Origin of the sequence: Pseudaestuariivita rosea (assembly GCF_017592335.1) — a bacterium.
GTDB lineage: Bacteria > Pseudomonadota > Alphaproteobacteria > Rhodobacterales > Rhodobacteraceae > Parasulfitobacter > Parasulfitobacter rosea.
Genome location: NZ_JACNMP010000004.1, coordinates 171,973 through 187,295, shown reverse-complemented (window position 1 = coordinate 187,295; position 15,323 = coordinate 171,973). Strand labels below are relative to the sequence as shown.

Here is a 15,323-nt window from a genome sequence, read left to right as displayed (position 1 = left end):
TCTCCCGAAGGTCCATCGAAAGTGCCTTACCCACTGCTCGCCCTCCATCTTGTGGTCGGCGACAGTGAATCAGCAAAATAAGCCTATGTGAATCCCCCTTGATTCAGGTCGATTTCATCACGCTCTAGAGGAAAAGGTCGTCCAAACTCCGGTTGGACCCATTCATTATCTTGAAGGCGGCAGCGGCCCGACCGTGGTCATGGTCCACGGTATATATGCCCGCAAGGAACACTGGATCGATTTCGCCGCCCCGCTGATGGATCGGTATCACGTCGTGCTGCTTGATTTGCCGGGTTTCGCGGACAATCAGGCTTTGCCAGCGGGCGACTATGCCCTGAACCGACAGGGTCAGCATCTGATGGCAGTGCTGGACGCGCTTGGGTTGGAACAGTTTCACATTGCGGCAAATTCGATGGGGGCCCAGATTTCCGGGCCACTTGCGCCTGTTCTGGGCGACCGCCTGCTCAGCCTAGCTTTTATCGGCAGCCCCCTTGGCGTCAAATCCCTAACGCCAAGCGATATGGAAATTGCAATGGCCGAGGGCGGCTCCCCACTGGTCGTTCAAAGCGAAGAGGATTTCTATGCCCGGATGGACTGGCTTTTCCCCGAAACGCCATTTCTGCCAGCCGTCATAGTTCAGACCTGGGCCAAAGACGAAGCCGCATTGGCCGCCCACAACATGCGCGTCTGGCAAGAGGTGCACGCCTCTTTCGATACTCCGCTGCTGACCATTGCCCCACAAATCCAGCAGCCGACCTTTACCGCCTGGTGCCGTGAAGACCGGATTTTCCACATCTCAGGCGCTCAGGTGCTGGCCGACGCATTACCCGACAACACCCTTCGCATCATGGATCACTGCGGCCATGTTCCGATGATGGACAAACCCACTGAAACCGCCGCGCTTTATCTGCAATTTCTGGACGGGCTGGGTCAGACTGAATAAACATCACATATGCCGAACAGGACAATGATGATGAGCAAACCCGCCGATCCGGAACAAGCATCCGAAACAGACGACAGCCCACAAACCCCTTGGGTGCCCGAGATGTCATTCACTCAGACAGTCTCAGCCGCGATCAGGGATTTCTATGACAATGCTGATACGATTCTGGAGTATGGCATGGGTGGGTCCACGGCCTATGCGGCGTCTCTGGCCGGTAAGACTATCTTTTCGGTGGAAAATGCCCAGGACTGGTACACGCAGATGGTGGACTATTTCGATAGAAACCCACCCAAAGCAAAACTGACCCTGCATCATCAGGATATCGGCCCGACCGGAAAATGGGGCAGGCCCCGCAATACCAGCGGCTGGCGGACGTATCACCTTTATCCGTTCGGCATATGGCAACACCCCGATTTCCAACACCCTGACCTGATCTTGATCGATGGCCGTGTCAGAACCGGATGTTTTCTGGCGTCATTGGTCAGTTGCCAGAAACCTGTGACCGTTCTGATGGACGACTACAAACGCCGACTGCATTACCATGTCGTCGAACAGTTCGCCCCCCTGAAAGAAATGATCGGCCGTCTGGGTGTTTTTGAGATAAAGCCAACAACGCTGAAACCCGAAGACTATCTGATTTTCTGCGAAGAGATGACGAAGACGGAATGATCCGCCGCTGCTCAGAAATCTGCACTGCCCCGAACCTACGCTGCCAACCCTAACGCCTCAACTCCCGCATCCCGCGGTCCAGGCCCTCTAGCGTCATGGGGACCATTTGGCCGTTGAAGATATCGCGGATCATGCTGATCGAGTGGGTGTATTCCCAGTATTTCTCGGGCAGGGGATTGATCCACAGGTTCCCCGGCCATTGGTCGCGGGCGCGGGTCAGCCAGACCTGGCCGGCCTCGGCGTTCCAGTGTTCGTTCGCGCCGCCGGGGTACAGGATCTCGTAGGGCGACATCGAGGCATCGCCTACGAAAATACACTTATAATCCGGGCCATATGTGCGCAGGACCTCATGCGTGGGGGTCTGAGCGTTCCAGCGGCGGCGGTTGTCGCGCCAGACACCCTCATACAGGCAGTTGTGGAAATAGTAGTATTCCAGATGCTTGAATTCGGCCCGCGCGGCGCTGAACAGTTCCTCAACCACCTTGATATGCGGGTCCATCGACCCGCCGACATCCAGAAACAGCAGCACCTTGACCGCGTTGCGCCGTTCGGGGCGCGTTTTCACATCCAGATAGCCGTGTTCGGCCGTTGCGCGGATCGTGCCATCCAGATCCAGCTCATCAGCCGCACCATCACGCGCCCACCGGCGCAGGCGCTTCAGCGCGACTTTGATATTACGCGTGCCCAGTTCGACCGTGTCGTCCAGATTGCGAAACTCGCGCTTGTCCCAGACCTTGACCGCGCGCTGATGACGGCTTTCCTTCTGACCGATGCGCACGCCTTCGGGGTTATAGCCATAGGCACCAAATGGCGAGGTGCCCGCGGTGCCGATCCACTTATTACCGCCCTGATGGCGGCCTTCCTGTTCTTTCAGCCGCTCTTTCAGCGTTTCCATCAGCTTGTCGAACCCGCCAAGCGCCTCAATCTCGGCCTTTTCTTCGTCGCTCAGGTGCTTTTCAGCCATCTTTTCCAGCCACTCAGCCGGCAGATCGACGGCCTGCAGCACCTGATCCAGCGAAATCTGTTCCAGCCCTTCGAAACTGACGGCAAAGGCGCGGTCAAATTTATCGATGTTGCGTTCATCTTTGACCATCGCGGCGCGGGCCAGATAATAAAACCCCTCAACATCATAGGTGACCAGGCCCGCTTTCATGCCCTCAAGAAAGCTAAGGTATTCGCGCAAGCTGACGGGAACGCCGGTTTTTCGCAAAGTCTCGAAAAACGGCAGGAACATGTGCCTAAATCCGGGCTACTGCGGTCAGAACGGCCGCACCCAGCACAAAAAAGATCACACCGAAGACCAGCGCATAATGCCCGATATCAAGCGTGCCACCCTTGCGAAAGACCGCCAGACCCGCGCCAAAAGCTATGCCCAGAACGGTCGACAGTAGAAGCCACCAATAGAAACTCACAGTCCGGTATCCTGTTTGCTTGCCTTCGTCAGGGACGCGATATCGTTCAGGCGGCCCCGAACATCGCGGTCCGAGCCGAACCCGTATCTGGCCCAGCCCAGGCTTTCAAGACGGATTTCGCGGGCCTGATCGGGTTTATTCTGTAAATCCAGCCCTTCGGCCTTCATCATCAGAAATGTCGCCAGAAGGGCCGCGTTTTCCGATTGCCGTACTGCGGGAATATGGCGGTCAGCCAGACGCACGGCGGTTTCCCCATCGCCCAGACGTAGGGCAAAGGCCGCCAGATTCACACCGACATGCGCCTGTTGCAGGCGGGTCGTCGTGCTGGCGCCATAGGCATCATCGGCCCTGCGAAAACTGTTGACCGACGCGGTGTTGGCTGACCCCATCTGCAGCCGGCCCAGAATGAAGTGGCTAAAGGCCAGACGGTTATCGTTCCAGCCGTTGCGTTCGGCGATGCTCAGCGCACGGCGGGCGCTGGACAGGCGGCTGGCGGGGCTGCGCCCGGGGCTAAGCGCGCTTTCGATGGCATTGATCCAGCTGCGCGGGGTTGCAGGGGCGCTGGCAATGCCGCGCGCGCGACCGGCGGGGTTCAGACGGTTCAGGATCGCGGGCAGGGCACGGGCCACCTGTTCCTGAGTCATACCGTTGCGCAGGTCACGGTCGTAATAGGCCCGCAGGATCAGCATATCAAAACCAGTCAGGACCGTATGAAAGTTATCGTCGTTAAAGACGCTGTCGGGCAGGCGATAGAGATCATTCAGTGGTCCAAGCCCCTGGGCAATTTCTTCGTGCAGGCAGTCGCGGATTTCCTGCGGGCTGGTGTCGGCGGGGATGAAAATCGCAATCCGTTCCCGCTTGGTCAGCGACGCCCAGTCGACGGTTACACTGCGACGTTTGCTGCGATACCCCGACCAGCTGTTCACACGTGGCACGACGAAACAGGCCGCATTTGGCACCGTGCGCTGAAGCTGGGCGCGGCTAATGATTTCAACGGTGATATTCGCATCCCGCGCGCTGGTCAGCTGAATTGGTATATCGGCCTCGGACCGCAGGCGTTCCAGCAAGGACTTCAGATCAGGCATCAGACTGGGCGGAGCAGGGCGCCCCGTCACACGTACGGAAATCTGCCCTTCGAACCGTGTTAGAAACGGCACCTTGCGGCCGCTTTCCAGCTGAAAGGTCAGATCCAGAAAATCGCGCGCAATTTCAGCATTAGAGCGTATGGGCGGGGCGGCCGGCACTGACTTGAAAACCCGCATGGGCGGCAATTGTTCATCAATCGGCACCGCGCGACCGGCGACGTCCTTTCCCCCCGGCGCACATGCCGCCAGAAGCAGGATCAGACCAATAAAGCTGTAACGAATCATTCCACGGGCCTTTGATATTTAACAAACGGGGTAACTTCCCCAACCTTATCATACAGATAGCGGGCGTTTGTGTTGAACTCTTGTGTTAACCAGTAAACACTCTGTGTCCCATGTGCATCAGCGGCCCGATAGACCGCTTCGATCAGTTTGCGCCCAATGCCCTGACCACGCACCTGCGGGTCGGCATAAAGATCCTGCAGATAACAGGTGTTTTCGACCCGCCAGCAATGACGGTGAAACAGGTAATGCACCAGACCCACCGGCTGACCGTCCAGCGTCGCAATCAGCCCGGAAAAATCCGCCGGATCATCGCCCAGAAGTCGCTGAAACGTGCTGTCATAAATGTGCTGCGGCAACTGGGTTTCATAAAACGCCAAATAGGCCGTCCACAGACGATCCCAATGTGGTCTGTCGTCGGCCCGCAGCGGGCGAATTTCGACCGTCATCTACCGTTGTCCGCGCGCCATAAAGGCCAGACGTTCGAACAGATGCACATCCTGTTCATTTTTCAACAGCGCGCCATGCAGTTTGGGCAGGGCATTCGCCCCGTCGCGCTTCAGGTCCTCGGCATTCAGATCCTCGGCCAGCAGCAGTTTCAGCCAATCCAGCACCTCGGACGTAGACGGTTTTTTCTTCAGCCCCGCAGTATCGCGCAGCTCGTAAAACTGAGTCAGGGCGGTGGTCAGAAGTGCGTCTTTGATGCCGGGGTGGTGCACCGCAACAATGCGTTTCATCGTGTCCATATCCGGAAAACGGATGTAGTGGAAAAAGCACCGGCGCAAAAACGCATCCGGCAGTTCTTTTTCGTTGTTCGACGTGATGATCACGATAGGCCGTTGTGCTGCGCGGATGGTGTCGCCGGTTTCATAAACATGAAACTCCATCCGGTCGAGTTCCTGAAGCAGATCGTTCGGGAATTCGATATCGGCCTTGTCGATTTCATCGATCAGCAGCACCGTCTTGCCGTCGGCCTCAAACGCCTGCCACAGCTTGCCCTTCTTGATGTAGTTCTTCACATCATGCACACGCGCGTCGCCCAACTGGCTGTCGCGCAACCGGCTGACGGCGTCGTATTCATAAAGCCCCTGCTGCGCGCGGGTCGTCGATTTGATGTGCCATTCCAGCATCGGCAGCCCAAGCGCGCTGGCCACCTGACGCGCCAGTTCCGTCTTGCCCGTGCCCGGTTCCCCCTTGACCAGCAGTGGCCGTTCCAGCGTGACGGCGGCATTGACGGCGACGGTCAGATCGTCTGTCGCCACATAGGTTTCTGTTCCGGTAAATCTCATCTGCCTCGGTCCTGGTTGTTATCTGTTTGCCAAATACTAGCGGACGAATGCAAACGCGCAACTGTGAACAATTGTCTGGCTTTTGCCTAGTGACAGTCGTGCCTGCCTGCGATAAATGGCGCGGTGGGAGGGTTACGGATGACCGATCACCTTGGTGACTCACAATCCGATCTGCATGAGGGAGCAGAGATGAAAGCTGAAGTTTTCTTGCCGGATGACTATCGTCCAGCCGAAGACGAACCGTTCATGAATGAACGTCAAGTCGAGTATTTCCGACGCAAGCTGCTGAATTGGAAAAACGAACTGTTGGCCGACAGCAAGGACACCATTGAAGGCTTGCAGGACAGCAGTCGTAATATTCCAGACATCGCCGACCGCGCCAGCGAAGAGACCGACCGCGCACTTGAGCTGCGCACCCGGGATCGTCAGCGCAAACTGGTGGCCAAGATTGATTCCGCCCTGCGTCGCATCGACGAAGGTGAATATGGATATTGCGAAGAAACGGGCGAACCGATTTCGCTGAAACGGCTGGACGCGCGGCCCATCGCGACGCTTAGCCTTGAGGCGCAGGAACGCCATGAACGGCGCGAAAAGGTCCATCGCGACGATTGATCTTTTGCAACGCAAGGGCATCTTGATATGCCGCTAAGGGGGTTGCAGGTCGCGGTTGTCGGCGCCGGCATTGCTGGCTTGGCCGTGGCGCGTGCCATGAATTTGCGTGGGGCGAATGTGACCGTGTTCGAACGGGCCTCTGCGGTGTCCGAAGTCGGCGCGGGGCTGCAGATCAGTCCCAATGGCCTGGCGGCGTTGCGCGCGCTCAATCTGAGTGATGACTTGGCAAAGGTCGCAACCCAGGCCCAGGCCGTTCAGCTTTGCGATTATAAAAAGGCGCGCCCTGTGCTGCGGCTTGATCTGACGCAACTTCCTGAAAACCAAATCTATTCCTTTGTTCTGCGCGCCGAACTGATTTCCATTCTTCTGCGCCGCGCCGAAGCCGCCGGTGTCGTTGTTCAAACCGATAGCCCGGTCGATCAGATCAAACCGGAAACAGGTGAGATCTGCATCAACGGCCAGTGGCACAGTTTCGGTCTGGTGATCGGTGCCGACGGTTTGCATTCAATGACGCGCAAAGCCTTGAACGGAACTCTGGCGCCGTTCTTCACCCGTCAGGTCGCCTGGCGTGCGTTGGTGTCGGCGACCGGCAATCCCGCGCCGCAGGCCACTGTCTATATGGGGCCGGGGCGCCATATTGTGACTTATCCGCTGCGCGATATGACGATGATGAACATCGTCGCGGTGGAAGAGCGGTGGGATTGGGCGGACGAAGGATGGTCGCACGAAGATGATCCTGACAACCTGCGCGCCGCCTTCGCCGATTTCACGCCCGAAATCCAAGAGCTTTTGTCGCGGGTGGGGCATGTGAATCTGTGGGGGCTGTTCCGTCATCCTGTCGCAAATGTCTGGCACGGGGGGCGGGCGGTTCTTTTGGGGGATGCGGCCCATCCGACGCTGCCGTTTCTGGCCCAGGGCGCGAATATGGCATTGGAAGATGCCTGGGTGCTGACGGACTGTCTGGACAAGGCCGGCGATCTTAATGCGGGTCTTGTGCAGTATCAGGCCCTGCGCAAACCCCGTGTCAGCCGCATTGTCGATGCCGCCACGAAAAACGCCCGCAACTATCATTTGCGCTGGCCACCTGTGCGGTGGGCTGCCCATTCCGCCCTGCGGCTCGGCGGGCGAATCGCGCCCGCGCTGCCACTCAGGAAATTCGACTGGCTATACGGACACGATGTGACCCGTCAGAAAGTGGCTGACGTCTGATTGGTCACATCCGCCAGGATCGTATGGCTTTTCCAATCCAGCCGATAAACATGAGTGCGGGTCCGAATGTAAACCCATCCGTCCCGAACCGGCGGCAATCCGTAGTAGCCGCTGTTCAACAACAAATCATACTGTCCGACCAAAACAGTATCACCGGGCTGGTAAAGCGATTCAGCTGAGGCGCTGGCGTAACGGTGTGTCTGGTCTGGCGCATTCCGTTCAAAACTTGAACCACATGAAGCGATGTCGACGACGTCACAAATTTCCTCTGACTGTGCTGTCAGTGGAACACAGATGACCATCGCCAAAAAGAGCATTCTTTTCAGCATTTTTCCGAGCTTTCTTTAAGTGCAACTATAACGCTAACGCGTCGTGTTGCGCTTAAGTTCCCAGATGAAATACTGACTTTATCTCTGATATTTCTGTTGGATCAGTGATCGCAAAGCGGTCGACATATTGGACTTTGTCATCCATCTTACCGCGCCGCTCCACCATGTTCTGCCCGTGGTTGATCATGTAAATCGCGGCCGGAAAGGGAAAGGGCTGCATCTCAAATCCAAACAGGCGCATTTTTGCGATGATGCGACCATGCGCCTTCATTTCGTTCAGCAATTGTCGGAAATTGCGGCCATTGCGGAAATCATAACGCACCGCGCAACAGGACCCGCAGCGTTGGTAAAATGCGATACCATCCGGGCCATCTGAGCCCACTGGCGCCACGCGGTCGTTGCTGACGTCGTACATATAGCCGTCGTCCACGTAATAGCCTGCGCCGTTGTTATCGCTGCACATATGTTCAACGGCATGAGGGTGCAGCAGATCATCTGCGTCAAAGCGCATATAATAGCCGTCGGTTTTCACGGTCTTTGCGACATGGGCGATGATCTGGCGGCGCTTGTCACCCTGGTCATTGAATTTGTCCGAGGTGTGGGATTTCAGAAATTGCACCTGTTCGTCAAACTCGATCCCGTCGGGCTTGTCCTGCCCACAGACAAAGGCGCGCCAGTTGGGGTTGGTCTGCCCGTGAAAACTGTCCAGCGTCATCTTCAGATTTGCGCAGGTTTCATCCCAATCGGGTGCGCGGCGCTTCGACACCAGATTGACTGCAAAGATCACCACAGGCTGGTCCGAGGGCGGTTCGATTTTCGTCCGCGCGCGCCACAGGCGGACCTTCAGGTCCATCTGCCACGCGGTTTTGCCGCGCCAGATGTCCTTGATTATATTGCTGCCGTCGCCCATCAGGCGGCCAGTTCGACCCAGACGGGCACGTGATCCGATGGTTTTTCGCGGCCGCGGATTTCGGCATCAATCCGGCAGTCCGTCATCAGATCGGCGCATTGCGGGGTCATCAGAATATGATCGATGCGGATGCCGTCGTTTTTGTTCCAGGCGCCCGCCTGATAATCCCAGAAACTGTATTGTTCAGGCGCCTGATTGCGCGCGCGGAAGGCATCGGTAAAGCCCAGGTTCACGATCCGGCGAAAGGCCGTGCGGCTTTCCAGGCGAAACAGCGCATCATCGCGCCAGGCATCGGGGCGTTTGGCATCCTCGGGCTGGGGAATGATGTTGTAGTCACCCGCCATCAGGGCCGTTTCTTCGCTGGCCAGCAGGTCCTGCGCGCGGGTGTAAAGCCGTTCCATCCAGGCCAGTTTATAGTCGTATTTCGGCCCCGGCGCCGGGTTGCCATTGGGCAGATAAAGCCCACAGAGCCGCACCGCACGGTCGCCCACCACGGTCGCCTCGATCCAGCGCGCCTGTTCGTCGCTGTCGTCACCCGGCAGACCGCGGCTGACGTCCTCAAGCGGCAGCTTCGACAGGATCGCGACGCCATTGAAGCTTTTCTGTCCGTGGGTTTCGACGTTATAGCCTTTGTCCTCAAACATCTCGCGCGGGAAATTTTCGTCGACCGACTTGATTTCCTGCAACAACGCAACATCGGGCTGCGCCTCGTCCAGCCAATCGCTCAGCGCCTGCGCCCGCGCCTTGATGCCGTTGATGTTGAACGTCGCAATCTTCATGACCTGCCCCCGTCGTTTGTATTGGGGTTTAGGCGGTTCGAAATGGCGATGCAATTGGCTTTGCCGGATTTGCCGGGCCTATAGCCCTAGTTCGGTCGAATAAGGCGGGCTTCCGTAGCGGTCAGGGACATGCGTGCCGTGTCACCATAGCGCGCCGGGTTATGGCGCAGTTGGGGAAAGAGGTGGTAAAGTTCATCGCGTGTATCATCGCCGATCGCCGACAAAGTATAATCATTCGGATGAAAGCTTTCACTAGGCACGCCGTTGGCGGTGATGATTTCGTGGTGATCAAACATGATATGGATGTATTCAACGGTGCCACCGGCTTTGCGGCGGATGGTCTGATCGTTGACCAAGGCTTTGGCGGGTACCAGAACTTCAGGCTCACCAAATAACAGCTCGGCCTGCCATCCGGTCAAAAGCATGCGGTGGTTCGGGGATACGCGCAAAGCGGCGGTGGCCCCCAAAACGCCCCTAGCAAATTCAATCGGGGCCAGATCACCGGTGGCAGGAACAATGCGCCGTCCGATCCAGCGGATAGGCTGCGGCCCGTGATCAAGTGTCAGAACCAGGTCGCCAACCGCCAGATCCCGCGCCGCCACTTCGCCAAGGGCGGTCATGATCCGACTGTCGGCGGTGAAACAGGTAACAAAATCCCCCGCAAACCGATCCGCCACAAGTGCTGTTTCGGTGTCGATCACGCTACCAAGCTGGATGGATTGAATGGGTTGCGCGTTCAGCGCCGCATCATCATCGGTTTCGATATATTCGGGCGCCAGATAGACACGGCCGTCGGTCAGCTGGATCACAACGGCTGTTATATCGGCGGTCGTGCCATCCACATAGGTGATCGTTGCATTATAGACGGTGGTCGAATCCAGAACGACGCTTTCGCTGACGCCATCGGTGGTCAGCGTCGAAACCTCGGACGTTTGGCCGGCGTTGTTCGTATCCCAGCGATTGTCGCCGTCGACGTCGTTGATACTGAATGTCACGATATCTTCGAACAGCGGATTTTCCGCACTGCCGGCCGAGCCCATAAATGACGTTTCGGTCCCGAAGGTCGACTCATCACTATCAATATCGTCCGCCGTTCCCAGCAGGATCGCATTCCACGTCAATGGCATCGGATTACCTGTGTCGTCTTTCGCACCTCAGTGCAGCCGAACACGACAGCTAAGCCCGAAATCTTATGATTTTCTTGCCTGCCTCTGACAGCAGGCCAAAGAAATATTTAAATTTGTTCCTATTTGCCCCTAAAGCTCAATGGGTATCATCACCTGGGGTTCGATCACATCCACATCGGGCAGGGCGTCGATCAAGGCCTTGGCCGATTGTTCCAGGATCGGAAATGTCTTGTAGTGGCAGGGGATTACAGTTTTGAATTGAAAGAAACGCTGCGCCGCAAAGGCCGCACGTTTCATATCCATCGTGAAATGTCCGCCACAGCTTAGAATGCCGATATCGGGGCTGTGCAGTTCCTGAAACAGCGCCATGTCAGACATCACATCCGTATCCCCGCTGATGTAAATGGTGTGACCTTCGCCCGCGATCATATATCCCGCCTCGGCCCCCGCATAGATCGGCCCCGCATCCCCGTTCAGCGATGAGGAATGCACCGCGTTAACCATCGTTACCGACACATTGCCCAGCTTGACGGTGCCGCCCTTGTTAAAGCCCACTGTTTCCAGCCCTTCGGTTTCTGACCAGAAATTCATCAGATCGAAAATACCGACGATGGACACCGATAATTCGCGGGCTATGGCCAGCACATCCTCGGCATGATCAAAATGACCATGGCTTAACAAAACATGCGTAACATCGGCCAGAGCCTCGGCACGGCGGGTCTGGTCAAACATCGGGTTATTGATCAGCCACGGGTCGATCAGCAGGACCTGATCTTCGATTTCAATGCGAAAGCCGGAATGGCCAAGCCAAGTGATCTTCATAACAGTGCCCCCCTATTCTGTCGCTGAGGGCAGGCTAGCGCGTCACGGACCGGTTTTACCAGTGTGCAGTTTGGCTTTGCGCGAAAACTCTGTGCAGGGGTGAAACGCTCGGACGATGTTCTAGCGGTCCTTGATCACACCCGCCGCCAGAATTGCGCCGTGGTCATCTTTCTGGACGATCACCACAACGGGGTCATCACCACTGGCCTGAATGGTTGTGCGATAGGGGTCTGCCCCGTTCCAGTTGGCGATCACGTCCCAGGATGTCACGATATTGGTATAGCGCAGCGTTTTGCCCCGGTTTTCGCCGCGCGTGATCTTGACCCGAGCACTTGGCGTATACCGGACCAATTGGACGATCATGGGCTGGTTGACCTCGGATATCGCCTCGATCGTGATTTGGCCGCCGTTGGGCTTAAGCGTCAGTTGCACAGGCGTTTCCGCCTCAAGATGTTTCCGGATCATATCCATGGCCTGCATCGGACGCGTGCCGATGACATGGTCGGACCCGCCAATGATCATCTGGGGGGTATAGACCGTGCGTGACCCGGCCACGCGGGCATAGGCCTTTTGCCGTTTGGTATGGGCGGGGTTTGCAAAGCTGTCTTTCCAGCCGATGTAATCCCAGTAATCGACATGCAGCGCCAGGGGGATGATATGATCACGCTCGGCCATTTCGTGCAGCAGCTTGTCGGCCGGCGGGCAGCTTGAGCAGCCCTGAGACGTATATAATTCGACAACCACGGGCCGGGTTTCGGCGTGAAGTGCAGCGGTCATGGCGATCCACAGGCCCGCAATGCCCAGGAAAAATCTTTGCATCTGAATTGCATCCCTCATTGACGTCCCAGACTTAATGCAGAGCCTCTGTAACCTCCAATCAAGGTTTTGCGAGAAGAATTGCAAAGCGGGATTGTGGCAGATGGCCGCTTTTTGTGTGCAATTGTATACAAAAATGTCCTGACCCCCTTGATCGCGTTAAATTCTTGGTGCAGATAGCGCGCAGCGATACCCCGCATGAACCGATGTAAGGGAGGCCATATATGCCCATCACCGTTGGACAGGACACCGCAAAAACCCGCAAATCCCTGCAGGTTGGCGACAAGACCTATGCCTATTATTCGATACCCGCGGCCGAGGCGGCCGGTCTGGGTGACTTTTCGAAACTGCCAGCCGCTCTGAAAGTTGTGTTGGAAAACATGCTGCGGTTTGAAGACGGCAAGACGGTGCATGTGGATGATATCAAAGCCTTTTCCGAATGGGCCGCAAAGGGTGGGCAAAACCCCCGCGAAATCGCCTATCGCCCTGCCCGTGTGCTGATGCAGGATTTCACCGGCGTGCCTGCGGTCGTCGATCTGGCCGCGATGCGCGACGGGATCGTGGCTCTGGGCGGTGACGCAGAAAAGATTAATCCGCTGAACCCCGTTGATCTGGTCATCGACCATTCGGTCATGATCGACGAATTCGGCAATCCGCGCGCGTTTCAGATGAACGTCGACCGCGAATACGAACGGAATATGGAACGCTATACCTTCCTGAAATGGGGGCAATCGGCGTTCAATAACTTCCGCGTCGTGCCCCCCGGAACGGGTATCTGCCACCAGGTGAACCTGGAATATCTGGCCAAGACCGTCTGGTCGGACGAAGACCAGAACGGCGATATGGTTGCCTATCCCGATACGCTTGTGGGCACCGACAGCCACACAACCATGGTCAACGGCGCGGCCGTTCTGGGCTGGGGTGTCGGCGGGATTGAAGCCGAAGCCGCGATGCTGGGCCAGCCCATTTCCATGCTGATCCCCGAGGTCGTGGGCTTTAAACTGACCGGCCGGATGATCGAAGGCACAACCGCCACCGATCTGGTGCTGAAGGTCGTGCAGATGCTGCGCGAAAAGGGTGTTGTCGGCAAATTTGTCGAATTCTACGGCGAAGGTCTGGATCACCTGCCGCTGGCCGACCGTGCCACCATCGGCAACATGGCCCCCGAATACGGTGCCACCTGCGGCTTCTTCCCGATCGATCAGGAAACCCTGCGCTATCTGACCCAAACCGGTCGCGACGAAGACACAATCGCGCTGGTCGAAGCCTATGCCAAGGAAAACGGCATGTGGCGCGGCGCGGATTACAATCCAGTCTATACCGACACGCTGGAACTGGACATGGGCACGATTGTTCCCGCGATCTCGGGTCCCAAACGACCACAGGATTTCGTGGCGCTGACCGATGCAAAATCGGCCTTTGAAAGGGAAATGGCCGAAACCTTCAAGCGTCCGATGGACAAGGAAGTGCCGGTCAAGGGTGAAGACTATACCATGTCATCGGGCAAGGTTGTCATCGCCTCGATCACCTCCTGTACCAACACCTCGAACCCATATGTCATGATCGGCGCAGGCCTGGTCGCGCGCAAAGCCCACGAACTGGGGATGAACCGCAAACCATGGGTCAAGACATCTCTGGCCCCCGGATCGCAGGTGGTGTCTGAATATCTTGAGGCCGCCGGTCTTCAGGACGATCTGGATGCCCTTGGGTTCAACCTTGTGGGCTATGGCTGCACAACCTGCATCGGTAACTCGGGCCCGCTGCAACAGGAAATCAGCGACGCCATTGCCGAAGGCGATCTGGTCGCCACATCCGTCCTGTCCGGCAACCGTAACTTCGAGGGCCGCATCAGCCCCGACGTGCGCGCAAACTATCTGGCCTCGCCCCCCTTGGTGGTGGCCTATGCGCTGGCGGGCACGATGGATATCGATCTGACGTCCGAACCCCTGGGCCAGGACAAAGACGGCAGGGATGTGTACCTGAAAGACATCTGGCCCTCGTCCAAGGAAATCGCCGAACTGGTCGAAAAGACGGTCACGCGCGAAGCCTTCCAAAGCAAATATGCCGAGGTCTTTACCGGTGACGAAAAATGGCAATCGGTCGAAACCACCGACAGCCTGACCTACGATTGGCCTGCATCCTCGACCTATGTGCAAAATCCACCCTATTTCCAGGGCATGGGCGCACAACCCGGCAAGATCAGCAATGTCGAGGGCGCCAAGGTTCTGGCAATGCTGGGTGACATGATCACCACCGACCACATCAGCCCCGCGGGATCGTTCAAGGAAACAACGCCTGCCGGTCAGTATCTGGTTGAACGTCAGGTGCCCGTGCGCGAATTCAACAGCTACGGGTCGCGCCGCGGCAACCATCAGGTCATGATGCGCGGCACCTTCGCCAATATCCGCATCAAGAACGAAATGCTGGATGGGGTCGAGGGCGGCTATACCCTTGGGCCGGACGGCGAACAGACCTCGATCTTCGAGGCCGCGATGGCCTATCAGGCGCAAGGCACACCGCTGGTGATCTTTGCCGGTGAACAATACGGTGCCGGATCGTCGCGCGATTGGGCGGCCAAGGGCACAGCGCTTCTGGGCGTCAAAGCCGTGATCGCCGAAAGCTTCGAACGTATTCACCGATCGAACCTGGTTGGAATGGGTGTTATCCCGTTCGAATTCACCGGCGGCGACACACGCAACAGCCTGGGGCTTAAGGGCGACGAAACGGTTTCGATCACCGGGCTTGAAGGCGATATCAAACCGCTGATGACGGTGCCCGCCACGATCACCTATGGCGACGGATCAACCAAGGATATCGAGCTGAAATGCCGGATCGATACCGAGGTTGAGATCGAATACATCGAAAACGGCGGCGTTCTGCACTACGTGCTGCGCAACCTGGCCAAAGCCGCCTAAGCTAAAAAACAAGGACTGCGGCGCCTATTCATGCCGCAGTCCCTCTTATTTTTGTGACAGTTTTACCGCAGTATTTCCAAATTTAAGCTATGATCATAGAAAAAACCTCATATGCGCCATGTGC

At 57.1% G+C, this 15,323-nt stretch carries 16 protein-coding genes; 5 read left to right on the top strand and 11 right to left on the bottom strand.

Annotated elements, in window-relative coordinates; all coding sequences use genetic code 11:
- Positions 1–199: 199 nt before the first annotated feature.
- Positions 200–943 carry an alpha/beta fold hydrolase gene (locus H7848_RS05090; RefSeq protein WP_208348629.1) on the top strand — a complete coding sequence of 248 codons (744 nt, stop codon included), beginning with the start codon at positions 200–202 and terminating at the stop codon, positions 941–943.
- A gap of 30 nt (positions 944–973) precedes the next feature.
- Positions 974–1,612 carry a hypothetical protein gene (locus H7848_RS05085; protein ID WP_237072588.1) on the top strand — a complete coding sequence of 213 codons (639 nt, stop codon included), beginning with the start codon at positions 974–976 and terminating at the stop codon, positions 1,610–1,612.
- Between the two features lie 49 nt (positions 1,613–1,661).
- Here the strand turns inward: H7848_RS05085 and H7848_RS05080 are convergent, their stop codons facing one another.
- Genes H7848_RS05080 through H7848_RS05060 form a run of 5 tightly spaced genes read right to left on the bottom strand, consistent with a single transcriptional unit; the run spans position 1,662 to position 5,680 of the window.
- Positions 1,662–2,846, bottom strand: coding sequence for a vWA domain-containing protein (locus tag H7848_RS05080; protein WP_208348628.1), 1,185 nt, complete (start codon positions 2,844–2,846; stop codon positions 1,662–1,664).
- 4 nt (positions 2,847–2,850) lie between these two features.
- On the bottom strand, positions 2,851–3,024 hold the full coding sequence (locus tag H7848_RS05075; RefSeq protein WP_208348627.1) for a hypothetical protein: 174 nt from the start codon (positions 3,022–3,024) through the stop codon (positions 2,851–2,853).
- Positions 3,021–4,394, bottom strand: coding sequence for a DUF2927 domain-containing protein (locus tag H7848_RS05070; RefSeq protein WP_208348625.1), 1,374 nt, complete (start codon positions 4,392–4,394; stop codon positions 3,021–3,023). Before H7848_RS05070 ends, H7848_RS05075 begins: the two co-directional genes overlap by 4 nt.
- The gene (locus H7848_RS05065; RefSeq protein ID WP_208348623.1) at positions 4,391–4,840 is read right to left on the bottom strand and encodes a GNAT family N-acetyltransferase; all 450 of its coding nucleotides are present in this window, start codon (positions 4,838–4,840) and stop codon (positions 4,391–4,393) included. The genes H7848_RS05070 and H7848_RS05065 overlap by 4 nt, the downstream gene beginning before the upstream one ends.
- Positions 4,841–5,680, bottom strand: coding sequence for an AAA family ATPase (locus H7848_RS05060; protein WP_208348622.1), 840 nt, complete (start codon positions 5,678–5,680; stop codon positions 4,841–4,843).
- 189 nt (positions 5,681–5,869) lie between these two features.
- On the opposite strand from H7848_RS05060, the gene dksA reads away from it, so the two are divergent.
- A complete protein-coding gene (gene dksA / locus H7848_RS05055) occupies positions 5,870–6,292 on the top strand; it encodes an RNA polymerase-binding protein DksA (RefSeq protein ID WP_237072595.1) in 423 nt (140 codons plus the stop codon).
- A 27-nt stretch (positions 6,293–6,319) separates the two neighbouring features.
- Positions 6,320–7,501, top strand: a complete 1,182-nt coding sequence (locus H7848_RS05050) for an FAD-dependent oxidoreductase (protein WP_208348615.1) — start codon at positions 6,320–6,322, stop codon at positions 7,499–7,501.
- On the opposite strand, the gene H7848_RS05045 is transcribed toward H7848_RS05050, so the two are convergent.
- The 6 genes from H7848_RS05045 to H7848_RS05020 all read right to left on the bottom strand — a co-directional run bounded on the left by H7848_RS05045 (position 7,480) and on the right by H7848_RS05020 (position 12,287).
- A complete protein-coding gene (locus H7848_RS05045; protein WP_208348613.1) occupies positions 7,480–7,830 on the bottom strand; it encodes a hypothetical protein in 351 nt (116 codons plus the stop codon). The two genes, H7848_RS05050 and H7848_RS05045, sit on opposite strands and share 22 nt — an antisense overlap.
- A gap of 52 nt (positions 7,831–7,882) precedes the next feature.
- Positions 7,883–8,740: a glycosyltransferase family 2 protein gene (locus tag H7848_RS05040; protein ID WP_208348610.1), complete on the bottom strand. Its 858-nt coding sequence runs from the start codon at positions 8,738–8,740 to the stop codon at positions 7,883–7,885.
- A complete protein-coding gene (gene xth / locus H7848_RS05035; protein WP_208348607.1) occupies positions 8,740–9,519 on the bottom strand; it encodes an exodeoxyribonuclease III in 780 nt (259 codons plus the stop codon). The genes H7848_RS05040 and xth overlap by 1 nt, the downstream gene beginning before the upstream one ends.
- A gap of 86 nt (positions 9,520–9,605) precedes the next feature.
- Positions 9,606–10,646, bottom strand: coding sequence for a Hint domain-containing protein (locus H7848_RS05030; protein WP_208348604.1), 1,041 nt, complete (start codon positions 10,644–10,646; stop codon positions 9,606–9,608).
- A gap of 129 nt (positions 10,647–10,775) precedes the next feature.
- Entirely contained in the window at positions 10,776–11,468 is a 693-nt protein-coding gene (locus H7848_RS05025) for a metal-dependent hydrolase (protein WP_208348601.1), read from the bottom strand.
- A 120-nt stretch (positions 11,469–11,588) separates the two neighbouring features.
- Positions 11,589–12,287, bottom strand: coding sequence for a DUF1223 domain-containing protein (locus H7848_RS05020; protein WP_208348598.1), 699 nt, complete (start codon positions 12,285–12,287; stop codon positions 11,589–11,591).
- A gap of 221 nt (positions 12,288–12,508) precedes the next feature.
- Here H7848_RS05020 and acnA point away from each other — a divergent pair, with 221 nt between their 5' ends.
- Positions 12,509–15,199 (top strand): aconitate hydratase AcnA, encoded by a 2,691-nt coding sequence (acnA, locus tag H7848_RS05015; RefSeq protein WP_208348595.1) that lies wholly within the window; start codon positions 12,509–12,511, stop codon positions 15,197–15,199.
- The last annotated feature ends 124 nt before the right edge of the window (positions 15,200–15,323 follow it).

What these genes read in the sequence shown, in the direction of transcription:
- H7848_RS05090 (WP_208348629.1), top strand. Translation starts at nt 200, where the DNA reads ATGGTCCACGGTATATATGCCCGCAAGGAACACTGGATCGATTTCGCC.
- H7848_RS05085 (WP_237072588.1), top strand. Translation starts at nt 974, where the DNA reads ATGAGCAAACCCGCCGATCCGGAACAAGCATCCGAAACAGACGACAGC.
- H7848_RS05080 (WP_208348628.1), bottom strand. Translation starts at nt 2,846, where the DNA reads ATGTTCCTGCCGTTTTTCGAGACTTTGCGAAAAACCGGCGTTCCCGTC.
- H7848_RS05070 (WP_208348625.1), bottom strand. Translation starts at nt 4,394, where the DNA reads ATGATTCGTTACAGCTTTATTGGTCTGATCCTGCTTCTGGCGGCATGT.
- H7848_RS05065 (WP_208348623.1), bottom strand. Translation starts at nt 4,840, where the DNA reads ATGACGGTCGAAATTCGCCCGCTGCGGGCCGACGACAGACCACATTGG.
- H7848_RS05060 (WP_208348622.1), bottom strand. Translation starts at nt 5,680, where the DNA reads ATGAGATTTACCGGAACAGAAACCTATGTGGCGACAGACGATCTGACC.
- dksA (WP_237072595.1), top strand. Translation starts at nt 5,870, where the DNA reads ATGAAAGCTGAAGTTTTCTTGCCGGATGACTATCGTCCAGCCGAAGAC.
- H7848_RS05050 (WP_208348615.1), top strand. Translation starts at nt 6,320, where the DNA reads ATGCCGCTAAGGGGGTTGCAGGTCGCGGTTGTCGGCGCCGGCATTGCT.
- H7848_RS05045 (WP_208348613.1), bottom strand. Translation starts at nt 7,830, where the DNA reads ATGCTGAAAAGAATGCTCTTTTTGGCGATGGTCATCTGTGTTCCACTG.
- H7848_RS05040 (WP_208348610.1), bottom strand. Translation starts at nt 8,740, where the DNA reads ATGGGCGACGGCAGCAATATAATCAAGGACATCTGGCGCGGCAAAACC.
- xth (WP_208348607.1), bottom strand. Translation starts at nt 9,519, where the DNA reads ATGAAGATTGCGACGTTCAACATCAACGGCATCAAGGCGCGGGCGCAG.
- H7848_RS05030 (WP_208348604.1), bottom strand. Translation starts at nt 10,646, where the DNA reads ATGCCATTGACGTGGAATGCGATCCTGCTGGGAACGGCGGACGATATT.
- H7848_RS05025 (WP_208348601.1), bottom strand. Translation starts at nt 11,468, where the DNA reads ATGAAGATCACTTGGCTTGGCCATTCCGGCTTTCGCATTGAAATCGAA.
- H7848_RS05020 (WP_208348598.1), bottom strand. Translation starts at nt 12,287, where the DNA reads ATGCAAAGATTTTTCCTGGGCATTGCGGGCCTGTGGATCGCCATGACC.
- acnA (WP_208348595.1), top strand. Translation starts at nt 12,509, where the DNA reads ATGCCCATCACCGTTGGACAGGACACCGCAAAAACCCGCAAATCCCTG.